Origin of the sequence: Streptomyces sp. NBC_01017 (genome assembly GCF_045162795.1) — a bacterium.
Taxonomy (GTDB): Bacteria; Actinomycetota; Actinomycetes; order Streptomycetales; family Streptomycetaceae; genus Streptomyces; species Streptomyces machairae.
The window spans coordinates 2060074-2081575 of sequence record NZ_CP108683.1 but is presented as its reverse complement, the minus strand read 5'-3'; the positions used below and the strand labels follow the sequence as shown (position 1 = coordinate 2081575).

The 21502-nt window shown below is 71.5% G+C and carries 16 protein-coding genes; 12 read left to right on the top strand and 4 right to left on the bottom strand.

Annotated elements, in window-relative coordinates; all coding sequences use genetic code 11:
- Positions 1–319: 319 nt before the first annotated feature.
- The 5 genes from OG331_RS09715 (at position 320) to OG331_RS09695 (ending at position 7048) form a co-directional block, all read left to right on the top strand.
- Complete coding sequence (locus OG331_RS09715) at positions 320–1132, top strand: SAM-dependent methyltransferase (RefSeq protein WP_406194005.1); 813 nt, start codon at positions 320–322, stop codon at positions 1130–1132.
- Complete coding sequence (locus OG331_RS09710) at positions 1129–3264, top strand: putative bifunctional diguanylate cyclase/phosphodiesterase (RefSeq protein ID WP_406194003.1); 2136 nt, start codon at positions 1129–1131, stop codon at positions 3262–3264. Before OG331_RS09715 ends, OG331_RS09710 begins: the two co-directional genes overlap by 4 nt.
- Before the next feature lie 756 nt (positions 3265–4020).
- Positions 4021–4923, top strand: coding sequence for a LysR family transcriptional regulator (locus OG331_RS09705; RefSeq protein WP_406194001.1), 903 nt, complete (start codon positions 4021–4023; stop codon positions 4921–4923).
- A gap of 130 nt (positions 4924–5053) precedes the next feature.
- Complete coding sequence (locus OG331_RS09700) at positions 5054–6064, top strand: alcohol dehydrogenase catalytic domain-containing protein (protein WP_406193999.1); 1011 nt, start codon at positions 5054–5056, stop codon at positions 6062–6064.
- Between the two features lie 87 nt (positions 6065–6151).
- Positions 6152–7048, top strand: coding sequence for an SDR family oxidoreductase (locus OG331_RS09695; protein ID WP_406193997.1), 897 nt, complete (start codon positions 6152–6154; stop codon positions 7046–7048).
- A 3-nt stretch (positions 7049–7051) separates the two neighbouring features.
- Here OG331_RS09695 and OG331_RS09690 read toward each other — a convergent pair whose 3' ends face one another.
- Entirely contained in the window at positions 7052–7936 is an 885-nt protein-coding gene (locus tag OG331_RS09690) for a LysR family transcriptional regulator (protein ID WP_406193995.1), read from the bottom strand.
- A gap of 120 nt (positions 7937–8056) precedes the next feature.
- On the opposite strand from OG331_RS09690, the gene OG331_RS09685 reads away from it, so the two are divergent.
- The 6 genes from OG331_RS09685 (at position 8057) to OG331_RS09660 (ending at position 15138) form a co-directional block, all read left to right on the top strand.
- Positions 8057–8728: a succinate dehydrogenase gene (locus OG331_RS09685; RefSeq protein ID WP_406193993.1), complete on the top strand. Its 672-nt coding sequence runs from the start codon at positions 8057–8059 to the stop codon at positions 8726–8728.
- A gap of 1 nt (position 8729) precedes the next feature.
- A complete protein-coding gene (locus OG331_RS09680) occupies positions 8730–10679 on the top strand; it encodes a fumarate reductase/succinate dehydrogenase flavoprotein subunit (RefSeq protein WP_406193991.1) in 1950 nt (649 codons plus the stop codon).
- Positions 10676–11422: a succinate dehydrogenase/fumarate reductase iron-sulfur subunit gene (locus tag OG331_RS09675; protein WP_406193989.1), complete on the top strand. Its 747-nt coding sequence runs from the start codon at positions 10676–10678 to the stop codon at positions 11420–11422. The genes OG331_RS09680 and OG331_RS09675 overlap by 4 nt, the downstream gene beginning before the upstream one ends.
- A 302-nt stretch (positions 11423–11724) precedes the next feature.
- Positions 11725–12495: a GNAT family N-acetyltransferase gene (locus OG331_RS09670; RefSeq protein ID WP_406193987.1), complete on the top strand. Its 771-nt coding sequence runs from the start codon at positions 11725–11727 to the stop codon at positions 12493–12495.
- Between the two features lie 14 nt (positions 12496–12509).
- Positions 12510–13439, top strand: coding sequence for a lysophospholipid acyltransferase family protein (locus OG331_RS09665; protein ID WP_406193985.1), 930 nt, complete (start codon positions 12510–12512; stop codon positions 13437–13439).
- 49 nt (positions 13440–13488) lie between these two features.
- The gene (locus OG331_RS09660) at positions 13489–15138 is read left to right on the top strand and encodes a pentapeptide repeat-containing protein (protein WP_406193983.1); all 1650 of its coding nucleotides are present in this window, start codon (positions 13489–13491) and stop codon (positions 15136–15138) included.
- Here OG331_RS09660 and OG331_RS09655 read toward each other — a convergent pair.
- Complete coding sequence (locus tag OG331_RS09655) at positions 15125–17467, bottom strand: ATP-binding cassette domain-containing protein (protein ID WP_406193981.1); 2343 nt, start codon at positions 17465–17467, stop codon at positions 15125–15127. The genes OG331_RS09660 and OG331_RS09655 overlap by 14 nt on opposite strands.
- Before the next feature lie 168 nt (positions 17468–17635).
- On the opposite strand from OG331_RS09655, the gene OG331_RS09650 reads away from it, so the two are divergent.
- Positions 17636–18952 (top strand): phytase, encoded by a 1317-nt coding sequence (locus OG331_RS09650; RefSeq protein WP_406193979.1) that lies wholly within the window; start codon positions 17636–17638, stop codon positions 18950–18952.
- A 25-nt stretch (positions 18953–18977) separates the two neighbouring features.
- Here OG331_RS09650 and OG331_RS09645 read toward each other — a convergent pair whose 3' ends face one another.
- Both OG331_RS09645 and OG331_RS09640 read right to left on the bottom strand, forming a co-directional pair.
- Positions 18978–19976, bottom strand: a complete 999-nt coding sequence (locus OG331_RS09645; RefSeq protein ID WP_406193977.1) for an LLM class flavin-dependent oxidoreductase — start codon at positions 19974–19976, stop codon at positions 18978–18980.
- A 34-nt stretch (positions 19977–20010) separates the two neighbouring features.
- Positions 20011–21384 carry an FAD-binding oxidoreductase gene (locus OG331_RS09640; RefSeq protein ID WP_406193975.1) on the bottom strand — a complete coding sequence of 458 codons (1374 nt, stop codon included), beginning with the start codon at positions 21382–21384 and terminating at the stop codon, positions 20011–20013.
- Positions 21385–21502: the final 118 nt, after the last annotated feature.

Below are 21502 nucleotides of genomic sequence, written 5' to 3'. Positions count from 1 at the left end.
CGGAAGGGAGGGAGAGACAGCGAGAGTGCCGGACGAACGGACGGCGCGCGCGACCCACCGGTCCGCCCCCTGATGCCATGCGCAGGGGGCGGACCGGTTTGCCGTCATTCACCATGATTCTTCGGCCTCTTTCGCCATGGTTCGGAACTCTGTGGAATGCTTCGGATGCTTTCGTAGCGGGTGCGTGGGGCATCAATACGGCACGTGCCACAGGCAGTGACCGGGAACGGATGGTCAATTTCCGTTTCCGCTCGCTCCTTTGGCGGGCGATCAGTAGCCTCAGCTCGAACACCGGATCGCCTACGCCTTGGAGAGATAGATGGAGCGTCCCGCCTGGGCCCCTCGGAGCATCGACATCTCGGTGCCCAGTGTCTCGCGGATCTACGACTACTACCTGGGCGGTTCGCACAACTTCGAGGTCGACCGGGACGCCGCCCGCAAGGCCATGGAGTTCATGCCGGGGCTCCCCAAGATCATGCAGGCCAACCGGGCGTTCATGCGCCGCGCGGTGCGCTTCGCGGTCGACCAGGGCATCACCCAGTTCCTGGACATCGGCTCCGGCATCCCGACGTTCGGCAACGTCCACGAGGTGGCCCAGGCCGCCGTCCCCGGTGCCCGCGTGGTGTACGTCGACCACGACCCGGTCGCCGTCGCGCACAGCCAGGCGGTCCTCGACGGCAACGACACCGCGGACGTCGTCGCCGCGGACCTGCTCAAGCCGCAGGAGATCCTGGGCAGTTCCGAGGTCGAGCGCCTCATCGACCTGAACCGGCCAGTGGCGCTGCTGCTCGTTGCCATACTGCACTTCGTGGAGGACGAGGACGACCCGTACGCCGTGGTGGCCGAGCTGCGCGACGCGCTCGCGCCCGGCAGCATGCTGGTGCTCACGCATGCCTCGTACGAGGGAATCCCGCTGTCCGAGGAGCGGGCCAAGGGCACGGTGGACGTGTACAAGGACATTCGCAACCCGCTGATCATGCGCTCGCGCGAGGCCATCGCGCGGTTCTTCGAGGGGTACGACATGGTGGAACCCGGACTGGTGCCGATGCCGCTCTGGCGGCCGGACACCGCACCGGACGACGAGGATCCGTATGCCTTCTCCGGCTTCGCCGGCGTGGGACGTACGGCGTGAGCGCGGGGCCGGACGGGCCGGAGGACAGACTGCGCCGGTTCGCGACGATCTGGAGCCGGGCGGTCTTCCCGGTGACCTCGACGTCGTCGACCCGGCCGGAGTTCGAGGAGCAACTGCGCCCGTTGGCCCGGCGGTTGAGTGAGGCGCTCAGGGCCAGGACCTTCGAGGCCGACGAGGGCAAGGCGGTCGGCGCCGCGCTCGTCTCCGCGCACTGCACCGACCCCGAGGCGCTCAGCCGCTCGCTGGACTGCGTCGACGCCTACCTCGTGCTGTACTGCGGCACCGACGGCGACCAGGAGGACCAGCGGGCCCGCTCGGCGCGGCTCCAGCACGCCATGGCCGCCGGGTTCGCCCAGGCGCTGCGCGAGCGGACGCTGGCCGAGCAGGAGGCGATCTCCGCGGCCGCCCTCAAGGCGCAGGGCGTGGTCGCGCAGGCCCTGCACGCCACCGAGGCCCGCTTCCGCGCGGTCTTCGAGGGTGCCGCCATAGGAATCGGCATCGCCGACCTGGACGGCAACGTCCTGCAGGTCAACGGCGCGCTGCTGCGGATGTTCGGCCTCTCCGAGCAGTCCATGCAGGGCCGCAGGGTCATGGAGTGGACCCACCCCGAGGACGCGCCGCAGACCTGGAAGCTCTACGAAGAGCTCGTCCGCGGCGAGCGCGAGCACTACCACGTCGAGAAGGCGTTCTACCGCCCCGACGGAACGGTCCTGTGGACCAACCTCACGGTCTCCCTGCTGCGTGACCCCGACGGCGAACCGCAGTACCAGCTGGCCCTGATGGAGGACACCACCGAGCGTCGCCTGCTCAATCTGCGGCTGCGCTACGAGGCCACCCACGACGCGCTCACCGGTCTGCCCAACCGCACCTTCTTCTTCGAGCGCCTGGAGAAGGCACTGAGCGCCGGGGAAGGCCAGCGGTTCGGCCTGTGCTACCTCGACCTGGACGGCTTCAAGACCGTCAACGACAGCCTCGGCCACGCCGCCGGCGACCGGCTGCTCGTCGAGGTCGCCGACCGGCTGCAGTCCTGCGCCACCGCGCCCGGCGAGATGGTCGCGCGGCTCGGCGGCGACGAGTTCGTGGCGCTGACCACCGGCCCCGACACCGAGCGCGAGGTCGACGAGCTCGCCGCCCGGATCATGAACGCGCTGATCGCACCGATCAGCGTCGACGGCCGGGAGCTGACCGTGCGCGGCAGCATCGGCATCGTCGAGGGCCCGGCCGGGGAGCGCGGCCCGGCGGAGGTGCTGCGCAGCGCCGACATCACGATGTACCGGGCCAAGTCGGCGGGCGGCAACCGCTTCGAGCTCGCCGACCCGGAGGCCGACGCCCGCGCCATCACCCGGCACGGGCTGACCACGGCGCTGCCGACGGCCCTGGACCGGGGCGAGTTCTTCATCGAGTACCAGCCGCTGGTCCACCTCGGCGACGGCAGTGTGCGCGGCGCCGAGGCCCTGGTGCGCTGGCTGCATCCGCAGCACGGCGTCCTCGGCCCGGACCGTTTCATCCCGCTCGCCGAGCACACCGGGCTCATCGTTCCGCTCGGCCGCTGGGTCCTGGAACAGTCGGTGCGCCAGGCACGCGAGTGGCGGGAACGCCACGTCGACGCGGGGCCGCTCCGCATCAACGTCAATCTCTCGCCCTGCCAGCTCACCCACCCCGGGCTGGTGCAGGACACGGTGGACATCCTGGAGCGGGCGGGCGTGGCCCCTGACGCCCTGTGCCTGGAAGTCACCGAGTCGGCCCTCATCGGCGCCGACGACGACCTGCTCAAGCCCCTGCGCCGGCTGGCCGAGATGGGCGTCGACATCGCCCTGGACGACTTCGGCACCGGCTACTCCAACCTCGCCAACCTGCGCCGGCTGCCGGTGAGCATCCTCAAGCTGGACCGCTCCTTCACGCAGAGCATGCAGCAGTTCCCGGCCGACCCCGTCGACCTCAAGATCGTCGAGGGAATCGTCTCCCTGGCCCACAGCCTGAGCCTGGCCGTGACCGTGGAGGGCGTGGAAACCGGCGCCCAGGCCGAACAACTGCGCATACTCGGCTGCGACACGGCCCAGGGCTGGTACTACGCCCGCCCGGGCCCACCGGACCGACTCCACGAACTGGCACTGGTGGACGCCTCGGGCTGAGCCGGCCGGGCCGGGCCGGACGGGATGGGCGGACTGCGGGGCCTCCCCCGGGCCGGGGAGGACGGGCTGAAGCCTGTTCGGCGCGTGGTGTGGGCTGGGTTGGGCCTGTTCTGGATCGGCGGGAGGGGCGGGCATGTGGCCCTTTCCCGGGCCGGGAGGGTGGGCTGAAGGCCGTTCCGTGAGTGGTGTGGGGCGGGCTGGGCCTGTTCCGGCTCGGCGGGAGGAGCGGGCCGTGGGTCCTTTCCCGGGCCGGGAGGGGCGGGCTGGGCCTGTTCCGGCCCGGTGGGATGGGCGGGCCGTGGGTCCTTTCCCGGGCCGGGTGGGGCGGGCTGAAGCCTGTTCCGCGACCGGAGCAGGGCGGGTTGGATCTGTTTCGGACCGGTGGGATGGGCGGACTGCGAGCCGTGGCCCGGACCGGCGAGCGGGACGGACTGCGAGCCTGTGGCCCGGACCGGCGAGCGGGACGGACTGCGAGCCGTGTCCCAGACCGGCGAGAAGCGCGCTGAACCCCTTCCGGGACCGGAGGCTGAACCCCTTCCGGGACCGGAGAAGGGCCGGTGCAGGCGGGGCGCGTCCCGGAGCCCGGTGCTCCCCGGTCCGTGCGGCCGCAGATGTCGACGTGTCCGGGCCGCGACCCACGTCGGGCACGGCGAGCGGGCGATCCGTGCGGAGCGTCCCGTTCGGTCGGATAGCGTGAAGGGCGCCGACTGCGGCACCGCGCGCCGCGTACGTCGGCGGGGAGAGGCAGGACAGGCCATGCCCGACAGGCCGATCGATCTGGATCTGCGCAAGCTGCGCTACTTCGTGGCCGTGGCCGAGCGCCGGCACTTCGGACAGGCGGCCGTCGCCCTGCACGTCACCCAGCCCGCGCTGTCCCGTCAGGTACGCCAGCTGGAGCACGAGCTGCGCGTCGAGCTGTTCACCCGCAGCACGCGCGAGGTCTCGCTCACCCCGGCCGGCGAGCAGTTCCTGCGGGACGCCAAGGCACTGCTCGCCGCCGCGGAGGCCGCCCAGGAGCGGGCCCGCCGCATCGGCGCCGGTGACGACGCGCTGGTCGTCGGGTTCATGCTGGGCACGGATGTGAGCCTGGCCCTGAACGCGTTCTCCGCGCGCTTCCCCCGCGTCTCCATCGAGCTGGTCCGGCTGCGCTGGTGGAGCCAGGCGCGGGCCCTCCTGGACGGCAGTGTCGACGTCGGGTTCGTCCGGCCGCCCCTGGAGGCCGACGGCGTGGATCTCCTGGCCCTGTACGCCGAGCATCTCGCCGCCGTGCTGCCGATCGATCATCCGCGGGCCCGGGACGCCAAGGTCGACCTCGCAGCCCTGACCGACGACCCCGTCCTGGAGTACGCCGAGGCGGCCGAGGCCTGGTCGGCCGTATGGAACGCCGACCCACGCCCCGACGGCACCCGGCCCGGCCATGGCCCCGCCTTCCACGACATGGAGGAGTTGCTGGGCTACGTCCGCGGCGGACGCGGAATCGCCTTCGTGCCGAGTTCCGTCGCGGCCGCGTTCCCCCGGTCCGACATCGCGTACGTCCCCGTCGCCGACGCACCACCGGGCCAGGTGTCCCTCGCCTGGAACGGCTCACGCCCCTCGCACCTCGTGACGAGCTTCGTCGACACCGTCCACGCCGCCGCGCGGGCTCGATCCACGACGTAGACCTGCGTCGATGCCTCCTCGGCATCAATCGACCCGTAACAAGCATTGGACGGGATCACAGCGGGCTCGGAGACTCGGAACTACCAGGAAATCGACTGGAGTACTTCCCCCGACCCCCTTGGAGCCCGCGATGCGTGCTGCCGTCGCCACCGGCGCGAACCTTCCGCTCGCCCTCGACACCCTCGACGTCCCCCAGCCCGCCCCCGGCGAGGTCCTGGTCAAGGTCACCGCCTGCGGCGTCTGCTTCTCCGACCTGAACCTGCTGCGCGGCGAATACCCCTTCGCCCGGTTCCCCGTCATCCCCGGCCATGAGATCACCGGAGTCGTGACTGCCGTCGGCGAGGGCGTGACCTTCCCCGCGGTCGGCACCACGGTCGGCGCCCAGTTCCTGTACGACTCCTGCGAGCACTGCGACTACTGCGTGCGCGGCGACCAGATCCTGTGTCCCCGCAAGCGGATCACCGGCGTCGTGGCCGACGGCGGCTACGCCGAGTACGCCCTGCTCAAGGCCAACTTCGTCACCCCGCTGCCGGAGGGCCTCGATCCCGTTGCCGCCGCGCCGCTGATGTGCGCCGGCCTCACCGCCTTCAACGGCCTCCGGCAGGGCGGCGCGCACGCCGGTTCCCGGGTCGCCGTCGTCGGTCTGGGCGGAGTGGGCACCCTGGCCGTGCGCTACGCCGTCGCCATGGGCGCGCGGGTCGCCGTGGTGGGCCGCTCCCGGCGCGGCGAGGACCAGGCCAAGACCCTGGGCGCCGAACTGTTCGTCGCCACCGACGAGTCCGACCCGGCCGAGGCGCTCAAGGCGTGGGACGGCGGTGCCGACCTGGTGCTCAACGCCGCCCCGTCCACCGCCGCGGCCGGAGCCACCCTGGGCGGCCTCGCCCCCGACGGCACCCTGCTGCTCCTCGGCTACGGCTCCGAGCCGCTCACGCTGCCCACCCCGCCCATGGTCCTCAACCGCCTGCACGTGGCCGCGTCCCCCTCCGGCTCGCCCCACGACCTGCGCGACACCCTCGCCTTCTCGCTGGCCCACGGCATCCTTCCCGAGGTCACCCCGATCACCCTGGACCAGGCCCCGGCAGCCCTCGACGCCATGGCGGAGGGCTCTGCCCACGGCCGCAGCGTCATCACCTTCGCCTGACCGGCCGGACCCACCCCGCGCTGGACCAGGCCCCGGCCGCGATCAGAACCACCCCCTACGTTTTCGCACGCCACCAAGGAGTTCGCCATGCCCTACGTCGTCCTTGTCACGGGTGCCTCCAGCGGCTTCGGCGCCCTGACCGCCCGCGCCCTCGCCGATGCCGGACACACCGTCTACGCCGGGATGCGGCAGACCACCGGCCGCAACGCCCCCGCCGTCGCGGACGCGCAGACCTACGCCGACCGGCACGGCGTGGCGCTGCGTGCCGTCGAACTCGACGTCTCCGCCCAGGAGTCCGTGGACGCCGCCGTCGCGCAGGTCACCGCCGAGGCCGGACGGATCGACGTCGTCGTCCACAACGCCGGGCACATGGTCCTCGGCCCGACGGAGGCGTTCACGCCCGAGCAGATCGCCGAGATCTACGACACCAACGTGCTGTCCACGCAGCGCGTCAACCGGGCCGTGCTGCCGCAGATGCGGGACCGGCGCGACGGACTGCTGCTGTGGGTGGGGTCGTCCAGCACCTACGGCGGTACCCCGCCCTACCTCGGCCCCTACTTCGGCGCGAAGGCCGCGATGGACCATCTGGCCAAGAGCTACGCGGTCGAGCTGAGCCGCTTCGGCATCGACACCTCCATCGTGGTCCCGGGTTCCTTCACCTCGGGCACCAACCACTTCGCCCACGCCATGCACCCCGAGGACACCGAGACCGCGCAGGCGTACGACACCCTCTACGCGGGGCTGATGGACGACGTCGGCAAGGCACTGGCCGCCCTGGCACCCGCCGACGCCGATGTCATGGAGGTGGCCCGAGCCATCGTCCGCATCGTCGGCACACCGAAGGGCGAGCGGCCCTTCCGCGTCACCATCGACCCGGCCGACGACGGTTCGGAGCGGGTCAGCGATGTCGCCGACGGTGTCCGTGCCGACTTCTACGAGCGCATCGGCATGACGGACCTGCTCACGCCCCGCACGGCCGGCTGACCCTCACCGTTCCAGCAGCATCCGCTGCAACTCCCGCGCGGCCCGCGGCGGAGCCACGTCGCTGCGATGGGCCAGGGCGATCGTGCGGTTAAGTCCGGGCCGGGCCAGCGGGGTGACCCGTAGCCCCCGGCCCGACCGGGCCGCCACCATGCGCGGCACGACGGCCACTCCCAGCCCCGCCCGCACGAACCCCAGCACCGCGTCCATCTCCCCGCCCTCGACCGCGAAGTCCGGCTCGAAGCCCTCGGCACGGCAGGCGGCCACCGTCAGCTCACGCAGGTCGTAGCCGTGCCGGAACATCACCAGGCGCTCGCCCTCCAGGTCGGCGACGCGCACGGTGCGCCGCCCGCCGCCCGGCCGGGGCGCCTCCGGCGAGGAGACGACCACCAGGTCCTCGCGCAGCAGCTCCACGGTGGTCAGCGCGGGGGAGGCCGGCGGCAGGGGCAGGACCACCAGGGCCAGGTCGAGGGCACCGCGGGCCAGCTCCCGGATCAGGTCGTGCGAGCCGCCCTCCTCGATCAGCAGCTGGATGCCGGGGTAGCGGTCGTGGAACGCGCGCAGCACGTCCGGGAGCAGGCCCGTGCACAGGCTCGGCGTCGCGCCCAGCCGGACCCGCCCCCGGCGCAGCTGCACCAGTTCCTGCACCTCGTACCGTGCGGTGTCCGCGTCGGCCAGGATGCGCCGGGCGAGCGGCAGCAGGGCCTCCCCGGCGTCCGTCAGCGTGATGTTGCCGCGCGCCCGCAGGAACAGGTCCGCCCCCAACTCCCGCTCCAGCGACTTGATCTGCTGCGACAGCGAGGGCTGGGCGACATGCACCAGGTCGGCGGCCCGGGTGAAGTGCCGGGTCTCGGCGACCGCCACGAAGTACTGGAGCTGCTGGAACTGCATCCAGCCAGCATAGGGCCCGCCTATCGAAACGAGCCGGACCATGTCTTGGACCGATGGGGTGGCCCGGCCGTAGCGTCCTGTTCCATGGCTCTGGCAACGCGGACGGACCGACGGCCGTCCATGGCACGCACAGTGTGGGACTCCACCGTCGGCAAGAAGACCGTGATGGCGGTCAGCGGACTGATCATGCTGGCGTACCTGGTGGTCCACATGATCGGAAACCTGAAGATCTTCTTCGGGGCGGGCGAGTTCAACCACTACGCGCACTGGCTGCGCACCGTCGGCGAGCCGTTCATGCACTACGAGTGGACGCTCTGGCTCGTCCGCATCGTGCTGGTCGTCGCCGTCGTCGCCCACGCCACGTCCGCGTACCAGCTCAGCCGCCGCGACATCAAGGCGCGCCCCAGCAAGTACGTGCACAAGAAGCCGCGCGCCTCCTACGCCACCCGCACCATGCGCTGGGGCGGCATCATCCTCGGCCTGTTCATCGTCTGGCACATCCTCGACCTGACGACCGGCACCGTGCACTCCGGCGGCTTCCAGCAGGGCCACCCGTACCAGAACGTCGTGGACACCTTCTCCACCTGGTACGGCAACGTCATCTACATCGTCGCGATGCTCGCCCTCGGCCTGCACATCCGGCACGGCTTCTGGAGCGCCGCCCAGACCCTCGGCGCCGGCAGCCGCACCCGAGACCGCGCCCTGAAGGCCACGGCCGACATCCTCGCGCTGCTGCTCACGGTCGGTTTCATCGCCGTACCCGTGGGCGTCATGACCGGATTGGTGAGCTGACATGTCTTCCTACGCCGAGTACACGACCGGCGAACCGGTCGTCGACGCCAAATCCCCCGCCGGGCCCGTCAGCGAGCGCTGGGACAAGCGCCGCTTCGAGGCCAAGCTGGTCAACCCCGCCAACCGGCGCAAGCACACCGTGATCGTGGTGGGGACGGGCCTGGCCGGCGGCTCCGCGGGCGCTACCCTCGCCGAACAGGGCTACCACGTCGTCCAGTTCTGCTACCAGGACTCCCCGCGCCGCGCCCACTCCATCGCCGCGCAGGGCGGCATCAACGCCGCGAAGAACTACCGCAACGACGGCGACTCCGTGCACCGCCTCTTCTACGACACGGTGAAGGGCGGCGACTTCCGCGCCCGGGAGTCCAACGTCCACCGGCTCGCCCAGATCTCCGTCGAGATCATCGACCAGTGCGTGGCTCAGGGCGTGCCGTTCGCCCGCGAGTACGGCGGCCTGCTCGACACCCGCTCCTTCGGCGGCGTCCAGGTGTCGCGGACGTTCTACGCCCGCGGCCAGACGGGCCAGCAGCTGCTGCTCGGCGCCTATCAGGCGCTGAGCAGGCAGATCGCCGCGGGGAACGTCGAGATGCACCCGCGTACCGAGATGCTCGACCTGATCGTCGTCGACGGCAAGGCGCGCGGGATCGTCGCCCGGGATCTCATCACCGGCCGCATCGACACCTACTTCGCGGACGCCGTCGTACTCGCGAGCGGCGGCTACGGCAACGTCTTCTACCTGTCGACGAACGCCATGAACTCCAACGCCACCGCGATCTGGCGGGCCCACCGGCGCGGCGCCTACTTCGCCAACCCCTGTTTCACGCAGATCCACCCGACGTGCATCCCGCGCACCGGCGACCACCAGTCGAAGCTGACGCTGATGAGCGAGTCGCTGCGCAACGACGGCCGGATCTGGGTGCCGAAGGCCAAGGGCGACGACCGCCCCGCCGACAAGATCCCCGAGGACGAGCGCGACTACTACCTGGAGCGCATCTACCCGTCCTTCGGCAATCTCGTGCCCCGCGACATCGCCTCCCGCGCCGCGAAGAACGTGTGCGACGAGGGCAGGGGCGTCGGGCCCGGCGGCCAGGGTGTCTACCTGGACTTCGCCGACGCCATCGAGCGGATGGGCCGCAAGGCCGTCGAGGCCAGGTACGGCAACCTCTTCGACATGTACCAGCGGATCACCGACGAGGATCCGTACGAGGTGCCGATGCGGATCTACCCTGCCGTGCACTACACGATGGGCGGCCTGTGGGTCGACTACGACCTGCAGACCACCGTCCCCGGCCTGTTCGCCATCGGCGAGGCCAACTTCTCCGACCACGGGGCGAACCGGCTCGGTGCCTCGGCCCTGATGCAGGGCCTGGCCGACGGCTACTTCGTGCTGCCGGCCACCATCAACGACTACCTCGCCCGCAACCCGCACCACGAGGCGGTCACCGACGAACACCCCGTCGTGCAGGAGGTGCTGGCGGACACCCAGGACCGGCTCAACCTGCTGCTGGCCGTGGACGGCGACCGTACGCCGGACTCCTTCCACCGTGAACTCGGCGAGCTGATGTGGGAGTTCTGCGGGATGGCCCGCACCGAATCCGGCCTGCGCAAGGCCCTCGAACGCATCCCTCAGATCCGCGAGGAGTTCTGGCGGCGGATCAAGGTGCCGGGCACCGGCGAGGAGTTCAACCAGTCGCTGGAGAAGGCCAACCGCGTCGTCGACTACCTGGAGCTCGCCGAGCTCATGTGCCTCGACGCGCTGGACCGCAGCGAGTCCTGCGGCGGCCACTTCCGCGAGGAGTCGCAGACGCCGGACGGCGAGGCGGCCCGCAAGGACGACGAGTTCGCCTACGCGGCGGCCTGGGAGTTCACCGACACGGGCACCGCTCCCGTACTGCACAAGGAAGACCTGGTCTTCGAGTACGTCCACCCCACTCAGCGGAGCTACGCATGAAGCTCACCCTGCGCGTCTGGCGGCAGCGCAACGCCGCCGCCGAAGGCGCCATGTCCACGTACGAGGTGGACGGCATCTCCTCCGACATGTCCTTCCTGGAGATGCTCGACACCCTCAACGAGGAACTCATCCTCCGCGGTGAGGACCCGGTCGCCTTCGACCACGACTGCCGTGAGGGCATCTGCGGCGCCTGCTCGCTCGTCATCAACGGTGACGCGCACGGGCCCGAACGGACCACCTCCTGCCAGCTGCACATGCGGTCCTTCAAGGACGGCGACACGATCGACATCGAGCCGTGGCGGGCGTCGGCGTTCCCGGTCATCAAGGACCTGGTCGTCGACCGGTCCGCGTTCGACCGGATCATCCAGTCGGGCGGGTACGTCACCGCCCCGACGGGTGCCGCGCCGGAAGCCCACGCCGCACCCGTGCCCAAACCGGACGCCGACTTCGCCTTCGAGCACGCCGAGTGCATCGGGTGCGGGGCGTGTGTGGCCGCGTGTCCCAACGGGGCGGCGATGCTGTTCACTTCCGCCAAGGTCAACCACCTGAACGTGCTGCCGCAGGGGGCGCCCGAGCGCGAGACCCGTGTCCTGGACATGGTGGCGCAGATGGACGAGGAGGGCTTCGGCGGGTGCACTCTCACCGGAGAGTGTGCCACCGCCTGTCCCAAGGGCATCCCCCTGATGTCCATCACGAGCATGAACAAGGAGTGGCTGCGGGCCACGCGGAAGGTGAAGCGGTAGGGCGCGGCGCCCAACAGACGTTCGCCGAAAGGTGCGGACGGGCGGGGTCGGGAGTGGTGCTCTCCGGCCCCGTCTCGCGTTTCCGCGCCCCTCAGGTGAACAGCACTGGATCGCCCGGCTGACCGGCCGGACACCGGAACATGGACGGCCGGTACCGGCTCACGCCGTTCAACATTCGCACATCCACTCTCCTGGCACAGGTCACGCATACGCCAACCGGCATAGGAAGAACAGGGGCGGCACATCGCACCGCTCCAACCGAGCTCCGCTCGCCGTCCCCGGCCCGTGACCAGGAGTAAGCCATGACCGGCGTACTGACCGTCGACCGTCCCCCGCAGCCCACGGCACCCACCCGCTACACCGTCGGCCTCGCCCGCAACGAGGAGGACGTGCGCGCCGCCCAGCGGCTGCGGCACGACGTCTTCGCCGGTGAGATGGGAGCCCAGCTGACCACCCCGCAGCCGGGCCACGACATCGACGCCTTCGACGCGTACTGCGACCACCTGCTCGTCCGTGAGGAGGTGTCCGGCCAGGTCGTCGGCACCTACCGACTGCTCCCGCCGGAGCGGGCCGCGGTCGCGGGCCGGCTGTACTCCGAGGGCGAGTTCGACCTGAGCCGCATCGACGGACTGCGCCCGAACCTGGTCGAGGTCGGCCGCTCCTGCGTGCACCCCGACCACCGCGACGGCGCCGTCATCAGCCTCATCTGGGCCGGCATCGCCCGCTACATGGTCGACCGCGGCCACGAGTGGCTGGCCGGCTGCTGCTCGATCCCGCTGGCCGACGGCGGCAAGCTCGCGGCGGCCACCTGGGACCGGGTGCAGGCCAAGCACCTCGCCCCGGAGGAGTACCGGGTACGACCGCTGCGGCCCTGGCAGCCCACCGAGCCCGCCCCCGCCGCCCGCATGGAACTCCCGGCCCTCCTGCGCGGCTACATCCGCCTCGGCGCCTGGGTCTGCGGCGAGCCCGCGCACGACCCGGAGTTCGGGGTCGCCGACATGTACGTGCTGCTGTCGATGCGCCGGGTCAACTCGCGCTACCTACGCCACTTCCTCTCCCTCGTCCCGGCGTGACGGACGTGGCGGCCATGAGCACCCCCTCCCTCGGTGCCGTCGGTGTCCCCACGGCGACCGCTGGCAAGGCCCAGGCGACCGGCGTACCGGCGCCGCTGGCCCATCCCGTCGAGGTGGCGACCCTCTGGCGGCCCAGCGCCCCCTGCACCCCCCAGGGGTGCGTGGACGCGACGGGACCGGCGAGAGCCCTGCCCCTGGCCGCCCTGCGGATCGCGGCGGTCCTGCTCCTGCTGATCGTCGGATTCCTGCTCACCCCGCTCGGCGGGCGGATACCCGGCGCACTGGTCCGGCGCTGGTCCCGCTGGGTCGTACGGGCCGCCGGCGTCCGGGTACGGATCGACGGCGGCGCCGCGCCCGAAGGCGGGCTGCTGCTCGTCGCCAACCACGTCTCCTGGCTGGACATCCCGCTGCTCGCCGCCGTCCGTCCGGCCCGGATGCTCGCCAAGTCGGAGATCAGGGACTGGCCGGTGGCGGGGTGGATGACCGCCCGCAGCGGTGCCCTGTTCATCGACCGGGACCGGATCCGTGCCCTGCCCGGCACGGTGGCCCGGATCGCCGAGGCGTTGCGGGCCGGCGACGCGGTCGCCGTCTTCCCCGAGGGCAGCACGTGGTGCGGCCGCGCGCAGGGCCACTTCCGCCGGGCCGCGTTCCAGGCAGCCCTCGACGCGGGCGTCCCGGTCCAGCCGGTCCGCCTGCGTTACCGGGCGGCCCAGGGCACGCCCGACACGGCGGCCGCGTTCGTCGGCGCGGACTCGCTCCTCACCTCGGTGTGGCGGGTCGTGCGGGCACGCGAGCTGGTCGCGGAGGCGGAGGTGCGGGAGCCGATAGCACCGGGCAGCTGTCCCGACCGCCGGTCCCTGGCGGAGGCGGCTCAGCTCAGCACCGGTCTTGGAGGTGTCGTTCGCCGTCGGCTGCCTGTTCGCACCGGCGGCGGCCGAGCCTGATTCACTCCAAGCGAGTGCGTGGACCCACTGGTTCGGCGATCATTCCGCCATGACCGTTGCGCCTACGCCGACTTGGCCCACGTGCGGGCAGTCCGACTGCCGCGGAGTCCTGGTGCGGGAGCGGGGGCGATGCCTCGCCCATGTCAGCGCCGCCGACCGCCAGATCGCCCTGCTGTCGGTCACCGCCGGCAGCCGTGCCGACTTCCGTGGCGTGCCCCTCACCTCGGAACTCATCGTCGAGCTGCGCCGCTGGACGCACGGCGTGCTCTACGACGCCCGCTTCGACCAGGCCGTCTTCTCGGGCGACGCCAACTTCCGCGGGTTCGTCTTCTCCGGGCGCGCCGACTTTCGTGATGCCTCCTTCCAGGGCGCGGCGAACTTCGAGGGGGCCTGCTTTCGTGGTGGTGCGGAGTTCGGCAGGGCCGTGTTCGAAGAGGACGCCGGTTTTGACGGCGTCAGCTTCGAGGCGGCCGTCGACTTCTCGCGGGCGCAGTTCCGCGGAGCCCTCGCCATGAACGGCGCCTATGTCACCGGGTCACTGGACCTGTCCCGGGCCCGCTGCTCGGGGCCCGTGGAGGGCATGGTCTTCTGCACCGAAGAGGTCCGCCTCAGGGGTGCGCAGCTGGAGCAGCCGGTACGGCTTCAATTGGCAGTGCCGCGGCTGCACTGCCGTGAGGTGACGTTCCTGGCGTCGTCCGAGCTGCTGGTGCAGCGGGCCGAGGTCGACCTCACCGACGCGAACCTCGCCGCCCGACTGTCGCTCTTCCAGCACTACGGGCTGTTCCGGCTGCCCGACGGCAGCCATATGGACGAAGTGTGGCTCCGGCGTCGCCTGTCCGGTTTCCGAATGTCCGAGCTGGTCTCGGTCCGGGGCGCGGACCTTTCGTATCTCACCCTCGTCGACATGTCGTTACGGCGGTGTGTGTTCTTCGGCGCCCACCACCTCGACCAGATACGTATCAGCGGCGAGTGCTACTTCGCTTCCCCTAGGCGCAGTTGGGGCGTGCACGGAGGCATCCCGTTGCGCTGGGCGAAGCGCCGGGCGATCGCGGACGAGCACCTGCTCAGACGGACGGTCGAGTACCGCGCCCGCAACCGCGAGGCCTGGGTCGAGGTCACCGACGACCTGCCCGGGACGGTCATGGAACCCGCCCACGTGGCCCAGCTCTACCGTCAGCTGCGCAAGGCGCTGGAGGACAACAAGGACGAGCCCGGCGCCGCCGACTTCTACTACGGCGAAATGGAGATGCGTCGCCTCGACCGTACCGAGACGACGCGAGCCGAGCGGTGGCTTCTGCACGCCTACTGGCTGTTGTCGGGCTACGGTCTGCGCGCCTCGCGCGCCCTTGCCTGGCTGCTGCTGGCCATGTGCGCCACGATGGTCCTGATGCTCGGGCTGGGCCTGCCGGACCAGAGCCCCGACCAGACCGTCTCGGGCAATCTGCCACGTGGCGGCGGCCACGTCACCCTGGAGATCGACAAGCCGAGCCCAGCGCTCACTCTGCCCCTTGCCGACCGGTTCAGTTCCGAGCGTTTCGAGAAGACCCTGCGCATCGTCCTGAACTCGGTCATCTTCCGGTCCAGCGGACAGGAGCTGACCATGTGGGGCACCTATATCGAGATGGTGAGCCGCTTCATCGAACCCGTGCTCCTCGGTCTCGCGGTGCTCGCCATGCGCGGACGGATCAAGCGCGGTTGAGGCCCACGCGCGCGAGATACGGCGCCGTGGCACTGCCGCTCGCCCGCGCCACCTGGGCGGGCGGCCCCGCCGCCACGATCCGTCCGCCCGCGTCGCCACCGCCCGGCCCCAGGTCGATCACCCAGTCCGCGCCCGCGACCACGGCCATGTCGTGCTCGACCACGACCACGGTGTGCCCGGCGTCGACGAGCCCGTGCAGCTGGCGCATCAGCACCTCGACGTCGGCCGGGTGGAGTCCGGTCGTCGGCTCGTCGAGGAGGTAGAGCGTGTGGCCGCGCCGGCCGCGCTGCAACTCGCTCGCCAGCTTGATGCGCTGGGCCTCACCGCCGGACAGCTCGGTGGCGGGCTGCCCGAGACGCAGATAGCCGAGGCCCACGTCGAGCAGGGCACCGAGACTGCGGGCCACGGCCGGGGTGTCCGCGAAGAACTCCGCCGCCCCCTCGACCGTGAGGTCCAGCACCTGCGCGATGTTCCGCCCCCGGTACGCAACTTGGAGCGTCTCGGGGTTGTACCGAGCCCCGCCGCAGTCGGGGCACGGCGCGTACGTGCTCGGCAGGAACAGCAGCTCCACGCTGACGAACCCCTCGCCCTGACACGTCTCGCACCGTCCTCCCGCGACATTGAAGGAGAACCGCCCGACGCCGTAACGACGGACCCGCGCCTCGTCGGTGGCCGCGAACACCTTGCGTACGACGTCGAAGAGGCCGGTGTAGGTGGCGAGGTTGGAGCGCGGGGTGCGGCCGATCGGCTTCTGGTCGACCGAGACCAGGCGGCCCACACCCGCCAGTTCCTCGGTGATCTCGCCGATCAGCGTGGACTTGCCCGAACCCGAGACGCCGGTGACGGCCGTGAACACACCGAGCGGGAACTCGGCGGTCACCCCGCGCAGGTTGTGCCGGCTGACCGGCCCGACCTTCAACTGGCCCCGCGGGGCACGCACTTGGCGTGCGGCGGCAGGCGAGCCGTCGCACAGGAACCGCGCGGTGGCCGACTCCGTGACCCCCGCCAGCTCCGCCACCGGCCCGCTGTGCAGCACCTTCCCGCCGTGCTCACCCGCCCGCGGTCCCACGTCGACCAGCCAGTCCGCGCCGCGCATGACGTCGAGATGATGCTCGACCACGAACACCGTGTTCCCGGCCGCCTTCAGCCGCGCCAGCACCGTCAGCAGCGCCTCGGTGTCCGCGGGGTGCAGCCCCGCGGACGGCTCGTCGAGGACGTACACGACACCGAACAGCCCGGACCGCAGCTGCGTCGCGAGCCGCAGGCGCTGCAGTTCGCCCGCCGAGAGCGTCGGCGTGGCGCGGTCGAGGCTCAGATAACCGAGGCCGAGCTCGACGACGGGCCCGATACGGGACTTGAGGTCCTCGGTGAGGACACGGGCCGCCTCCGAGGAGCCGCCCTCCAGCAGACCGGCCAGCTCCGTCAGCGGCAGCGCGGCCACATCGGCGATCGTCCGGCCGCCGAAGGTCACCGCCAGCGCCTCGGGCCGCAGCCTGCTGCCACCGCACGCCGCGCAGGGCGCTGCGGCGAGGAACCGCTCCGCCTTCGCCCTGAGGGTCGGGCTCTTGGAGTCGGCGAAGGTCTTCATGACGTACCGGCGGGCGCTCATGTACGTGCCCTGGTACGGCCGTTGGATGCGGTCGGCGTCGCGCACCGGGTGCACGGTGACGACCGGCTGCTCGTCGGTGAACAGGATCCACTCCCGCTGCTCGGCGGGCAGCTCGCGCCAGGGCAGGTCGACGTCGTGGCCGAGCGCGTCGAGGATGTCGCGCAGGTTCTTGCCCTGCCAGGCACCCGGCCACGCCGCGATCGCGCCCTCCCGGATCGACAGCCCCGGATCGGGAACCAGCAACTCCTCGGTCGTACGGTGCACCTGCCCGAGCCCGTGGCACTCCGGGCACGCCCCGACGGCCGTATTCGGTGAGAAGGAGTCCGAGTCGAGCCGCTCGGCACCCGGCGGGTAGTCGCCCGCCCGGGAGTACAGCATCCGCAGGGAGTTGGAGAGGTTGGTGACCGTGCCGACGGAGGAGCGGGACGTCGGCGCCGAGCGGCGCTGCTGGAGGGACACGGCGGGCGGCAGCCCGGTGATCTGGCCGACCTTGGGGGCGCCGACCTGGTGGATCAGCCGGCGCGCGTACGGCGCGACCGACTCGAAGTAGCGCCGCTGGGCCTCCGCGTAGATCGTGCCGAAGGCGAGCGACGACTTCCCCGACCCGGACACACCGGTGAACACGGCCAGCACGTCCCGTGGGATGTCGACGTCCACGCCCTTGAGGTTGTGCTCGCGGGCGCCGCGGACGCGTACGTAGGGGTCGTGCGGGGAGTGCATGGGTGAGGGCTCCGGAAGGTGCGCGTCGGTGTCGTGGGCAAACTCCGCAATTCTAAACGAACGGGGCGCGCGGGCCGTATGAGCCACCTGCTGTTCACGATGCCGTCGGCTCACCCACACCGGCCCCCCATACCGTCTCGCCAGTCTCTCTTCCTACCGAGGAGTATCGTGAGCGCCTCAGCTCTGAGCACTCTCACCGCCGCGCTGCTGATGATCACGGGCGCGTCCGCCCCGCAGCCGGTCTCCGTCTCCGCACGCGTGGAGACCCCCGCCGTGTACGACGACGAGGCGGGCGGCAACGCCGACGCCGACGACCCGGCCGTCTGGGTCGACCCCCACCACGCGGGCCGCAGCCTGGTGATCAGCACCCTCAAGGAGGCCGGCCTCGACGTCTACGGCCTCGACGGCAAGCGGCTCCAGCACATCGCCGCGCCCGCGGCACCCGGCGAGGACGCCGCCCCCGGCCGCTTCAACAACGTCGACGTCGTCCACGGCTTCGAACTGGGCGGCAAGAAGACCGACCTCGCCCTGGTCAGCGACCGCGGCCGGGACCGTGTCCGGGCCTACGCGATCGACCCGGCCGCGGTGGCGGCGGGCAGGCCCCCGCTGAGGGACGTGACCGCGGCCGGCGTCGCGCCGGTCTTCTCCGCGGGCGAGGCCGAGGTCGACGACCAGCGCACCGCCTACGGGCTGGCCGCCTTCAGCGACGACGACAACGCCTACGTGGCCGTGTCGCGCCGCTCGGAGACCCGCGTACGGCTGCTGCAGCTGGAGGACCGGAACGGCCGCGTCGGCTACGAGGCCGAGGACACCCTCGACCTGCCCGGCTCCTTCACGCTGCCGAACGGCAAGAGCTGGACGCCGTGCGCCGACCCCGGCGACCACGCGCAGGTCGAGGGCATGGTCGTCGACCAGGAGGAGCACGTCCTGTACGCCGCCCAGGAGGACGTCGGGCTGTGGCGGGTCGACCTCGACGACGAGGAGTTCGGCCGCCCCGAGCTGATCGACCGGGTGCGGGAGTACGGCACTCCGTGGACGTATGACGCCGGGGAAGAGGAGTGCGTCATCGACACCGCGGGCGACCCCGGCTTCGGCGGTGAGCACCTGAGCGCCGACGCCGAGGGCGCCACGATCTACCACGCCGCCGACGGCAAGGGATACCTGCTCGCCTCCAGCCAGGGCGACAACACCTTCGCCGTGTACGAGCGCCAGGGCCGCAACGCCTACCTCGGCTCCTTCACCGTCACGGACAGCGCCGCCACCGACGGGGTGCAGCATTCCGACGGCGCCGCCGTGGTCAACGTGCCGCTCGGCCGCTCGTTCCCCAAGGGCCTGCTCGTCACCCACGACGGCGAGGCCACGCCCGCCGACGGGGACCGGGAGGGGACCAACTTCAAGTTCACGCGGTGGGACTCGGTGGCGACCGCGTTCCCGAAGCCGCTGACGATCGACACCAAGTCGTTCGACCCGCGCGACACGGACTGACGTCCCGGCCGACGGCTCGCGCGGATCACGCAGAGGTGATCCGCGCGAGCCGCCGGTAGGAGTCCACCAGCGCCTCACGGTCGTACGTGCTCGTCGTGACCAGCACCTCCTGTGCCTGAGTCTCCTTCAGCACCGTCTCCAGCTCGTGCGCGACCTGCTCCTCGGTGCCCGCGATGTGCCCGGCGAGGCCGCCCTCGTAGAAGCCGCGCTCCTTGTCGGTCATGGCCGGCGCCTCCACGCGCTCGGCGGGAGCCAGCGGCGGGAACGTGCCGTGCGTGCGCGAGTACGCCATGGCCCAGGCCTCCGGCACGAGCAGCCGCCGGGCGTCCTCGGGCGTGGCGGCCACCGCGATCGAGCCGGAGATGACGACGTACGGCTCACGTGCCCAGGCGGAGGGCTGGAAACGGTCGCGGTAGTGATCGATCCCGCGCTGCATCTTCTCCCGGTTCCGCAGATCACCGATGACCATCGGCAGCCCGGTGCGGGCCGCGATGTCCGCGCCCTCGCCCATCGCCAGCACGAACGCCGGCACGGTCAGTCCCTCGGCGGGGCGCGCGTGCACGCCGGTCGGCGAGGTGCCGCGGAACCAGTCGAGCAGCTCCCCGATCTGCGCCGCGAAGTCCTCGGCGTCCCCCTTGTCCCGCCCGAGCGCCTTGCGGACACCGTCCGTGAAGCCGACCGATCGCCCGAGCCCCATGTCGATACGGCCGGGAAAGAGGGACTCCAGCACCCCGAACTGCTCGGCCACGACCAGGGGTTGGTGGTTGGGCAGCATGACCCCGCCGGTGCCGACCCTGATGGTGCGGGTGGCGGACGCGACAGCGGCGGCCAGGACGGTCGGCGCGGACCCCGCCACTCCCGGTACGCCGTGGTGCTCCGAGACCCAGACGCGGTGGTAGCCCAGCTCCTCCAGCTCCCGCGCCCGCCGTACGGTGTCACGCAGCGCTTCTCCGGTCGGGCGGCCCTCGCGGGTGCGGGAGCGGTCGAGGACGGAGAAGCGGGTCGAGGCGATCACGGAGCTCATGGAAGGTTCAACACCTGGGAGCGCGCAGGATTCCTCACGGTGCGATGTTGTGGTTCAGGCGGAACAGGTTGCCCGGGTCGTGGCGCCGTTTCAGATCCCTGAGACGGTCGTAGTTCGCGCGGTAGTTGGCCCGTACGCGGTCCTGGTCGTCGCCGTCCATGAAGTTCACGTAGCCACCGCCCATGGAGTGCGGTTCGAGCGCCCGGTGGAAGGCACGCACCCAGTCCTTGCGGTCCTCGCACTCCTGACGGGTGGTGAGCGTCGGGCTGAGCGCGACCGAGTAGTCGGCGTCCCGGTAGGAGAAGGCGGTCTCCTCCGGTCCCACGCGGTGGCAGGCTCCGTCGACGGGGAAGACGACCGTGACGCTCTGGATCGAGGGCGTGGTGGCGCCGTACTCGACGAGGGCGTCGACGGCTCCGTCCGGCAGGCCCTTGGTGAAGCTGCCCTTCCAGTAGTGGTACAGCCCGGCGGGCACCAGCTCGTCGAAGAGGGTGTTGATCACCGGGTAGGGCATGCGCTCCAGGTGCCGGCCCAGCACCGGCCCGAGTGCGGCGACCCGGTCCCGGATCCGGTCGTCCTCGTCCGGCGGCCCGCTCCAGCACGTGACCACGCCGCACATCGGGCGCCCGTGCCGGTGCTCGGGCAGGAACGGCACCGGCGGTCCGAGCCCCACGACGAGGACGGCCCCGAGACGTTCGTCCGCCTCGGCGACCAGCTCCCGGTACCGGCGGATCACGGCGGCGTCGAGCGGGAAGAACGTGGGCCCGCCGAGGATGTCGGCGATGGGGTGCAGCCGGAACGTGAAGGACGTGACGACCCCGAAGTTCCCGCCGCCTCCGCGCACCGCCCACATCAGATCGCTGTGCTGGTCGTCCGTGCAGGTCAGGAAGGATCCGTCGGCCGTCACCAGATCCACCGAGACGAGGTTGTCGCAGGCCAGACCGCAGCGCCGGGCCAGGTGGCCCATGCCGCCGCCGGTCGTCAGACCGCCCACGCCGGTCGTGGAGACGACCCCGCCGGTGGTGGCCAGCCCGAACGCGTGCGTGGCGTGATCGACGTCCGCCCAGGTGCAGCCGCCCTCCACCCACGCCGTGCGGGCGGCGGGGTCGACGCGGACCCCGCACATCCGGCCCAGGTCGAGGACGACCCCGTCGTCGCACGTACCGTGGCCGGGGACGCTGTGACTGCCGCCGCGCACGGCGAGCGGCAGGCCCTGCTCACGGGCGAAGTCCACCGTGGCGACGACGTCGCCCGCGTCGACGGCCCGCACGATGACGGCCGGCCGCTTGTCGTGCATGGCGTTGTAGACCTTGCGGGCCTCGTCGTAGGCCGGGTCACCGGGCACGACGACGTCGCCGCGCAGCCGGTCCGTCAGCCGGTGGCCGAGGGTCGCTGTGGAGGTGGTCATGGCGGCCGCTCTCCGTTCCTGTGCCGGGAGGGGATACACCACCGGTGTACGCGCGCGCAGGGGCCGTGCTCATCGCCGGAATCGCCCATCCAGGGGGCGCGGGGCATGGGCGGAACGG

Bases quoted from the DNA above. Each gene is read 5' to 3' on its own strand.
- OG331_RS09715 (WP_406194005.1), top strand. From the start codon at position 320: ATGGAGCGTCCCGCCTGGGCCCCTCGGAGCATCGACATCTCGGTGCCC.
- OG331_RS09705 (WP_406194001.1), top strand. From the start codon at position 4,021: ATGCCCGACAGGCCGATCGATCTGGATCTGCGCAAGCTGCGCTACTTC.
- OG331_RS09700 (WP_406193999.1), top strand. From the start codon at position 5,054: ATGCGTGCTGCCGTCGCCACCGGCGCGAACCTTCCGCTCGCCCTCGAC.
- OG331_RS09695 (WP_406193997.1), top strand. From the start codon at position 6,152: ATGCCCTACGTCGTCCTTGTCACGGGTGCCTCCAGCGGCTTCGGCGCC.
- OG331_RS09690 (WP_406193995.1), bottom strand. From the start codon at position 7,936: ATGCAGTTCCAGCAGCTCCAGTACTTCGTGGCGGTCGCCGAGACCCGG.
- OG331_RS09685 (WP_406193993.1), top strand. From the start codon at position 8,057: ATGGCACGCACAGTGTGGGACTCCACCGTCGGCAAGAAGACCGTGATG.
- OG331_RS09680 (WP_406193991.1), top strand. From the start codon at position 8,730: ATGTCTTCCTACGCCGAGTACACGACCGGCGAACCGGTCGTCGACGCC.
- OG331_RS09675 (WP_406193989.1), top strand. From the start codon at position 10,676: ATGAAGCTCACCCTGCGCGTCTGGCGGCAGCGCAACGCCGCCGCCGAA.
- OG331_RS09670 (WP_406193987.1), top strand. From the start codon at position 11,725: ATGACCGGCGTACTGACCGTCGACCGTCCCCCGCAGCCCACGGCACCC.
- OG331_RS09665 (WP_406193985.1), top strand. From the start codon at position 12,510: ATGAGCACCCCCTCCCTCGGTGCCGTCGGTGTCCCCACGGCGACCGCT.
- OG331_RS09660 (WP_406193983.1), top strand. From the start codon at position 13,489: ATGACCGTTGCGCCTACGCCGACTTGGCCCACGTGCGGGCAGTCCGAC.
- OG331_RS09655 (WP_406193981.1), bottom strand. From the start codon at position 17,467: ATGCACTCCCCGCACGACCCCTACGTACGCGTCCGCGGCGCCCGCGAG.
- OG331_RS09645 (WP_406193977.1), bottom strand. From the start codon at position 19,976: ATGAGCTCCGTGATCGCCTCGACCCGCTTCTCCGTCCTCGACCGCTCC.
- OG331_RS09640 (WP_406193975.1), bottom strand. From the start codon at position 21,384: ATGACCACCTCCACAGCGACCCTCGGCCACCGGCTGACGGACCGGCTG.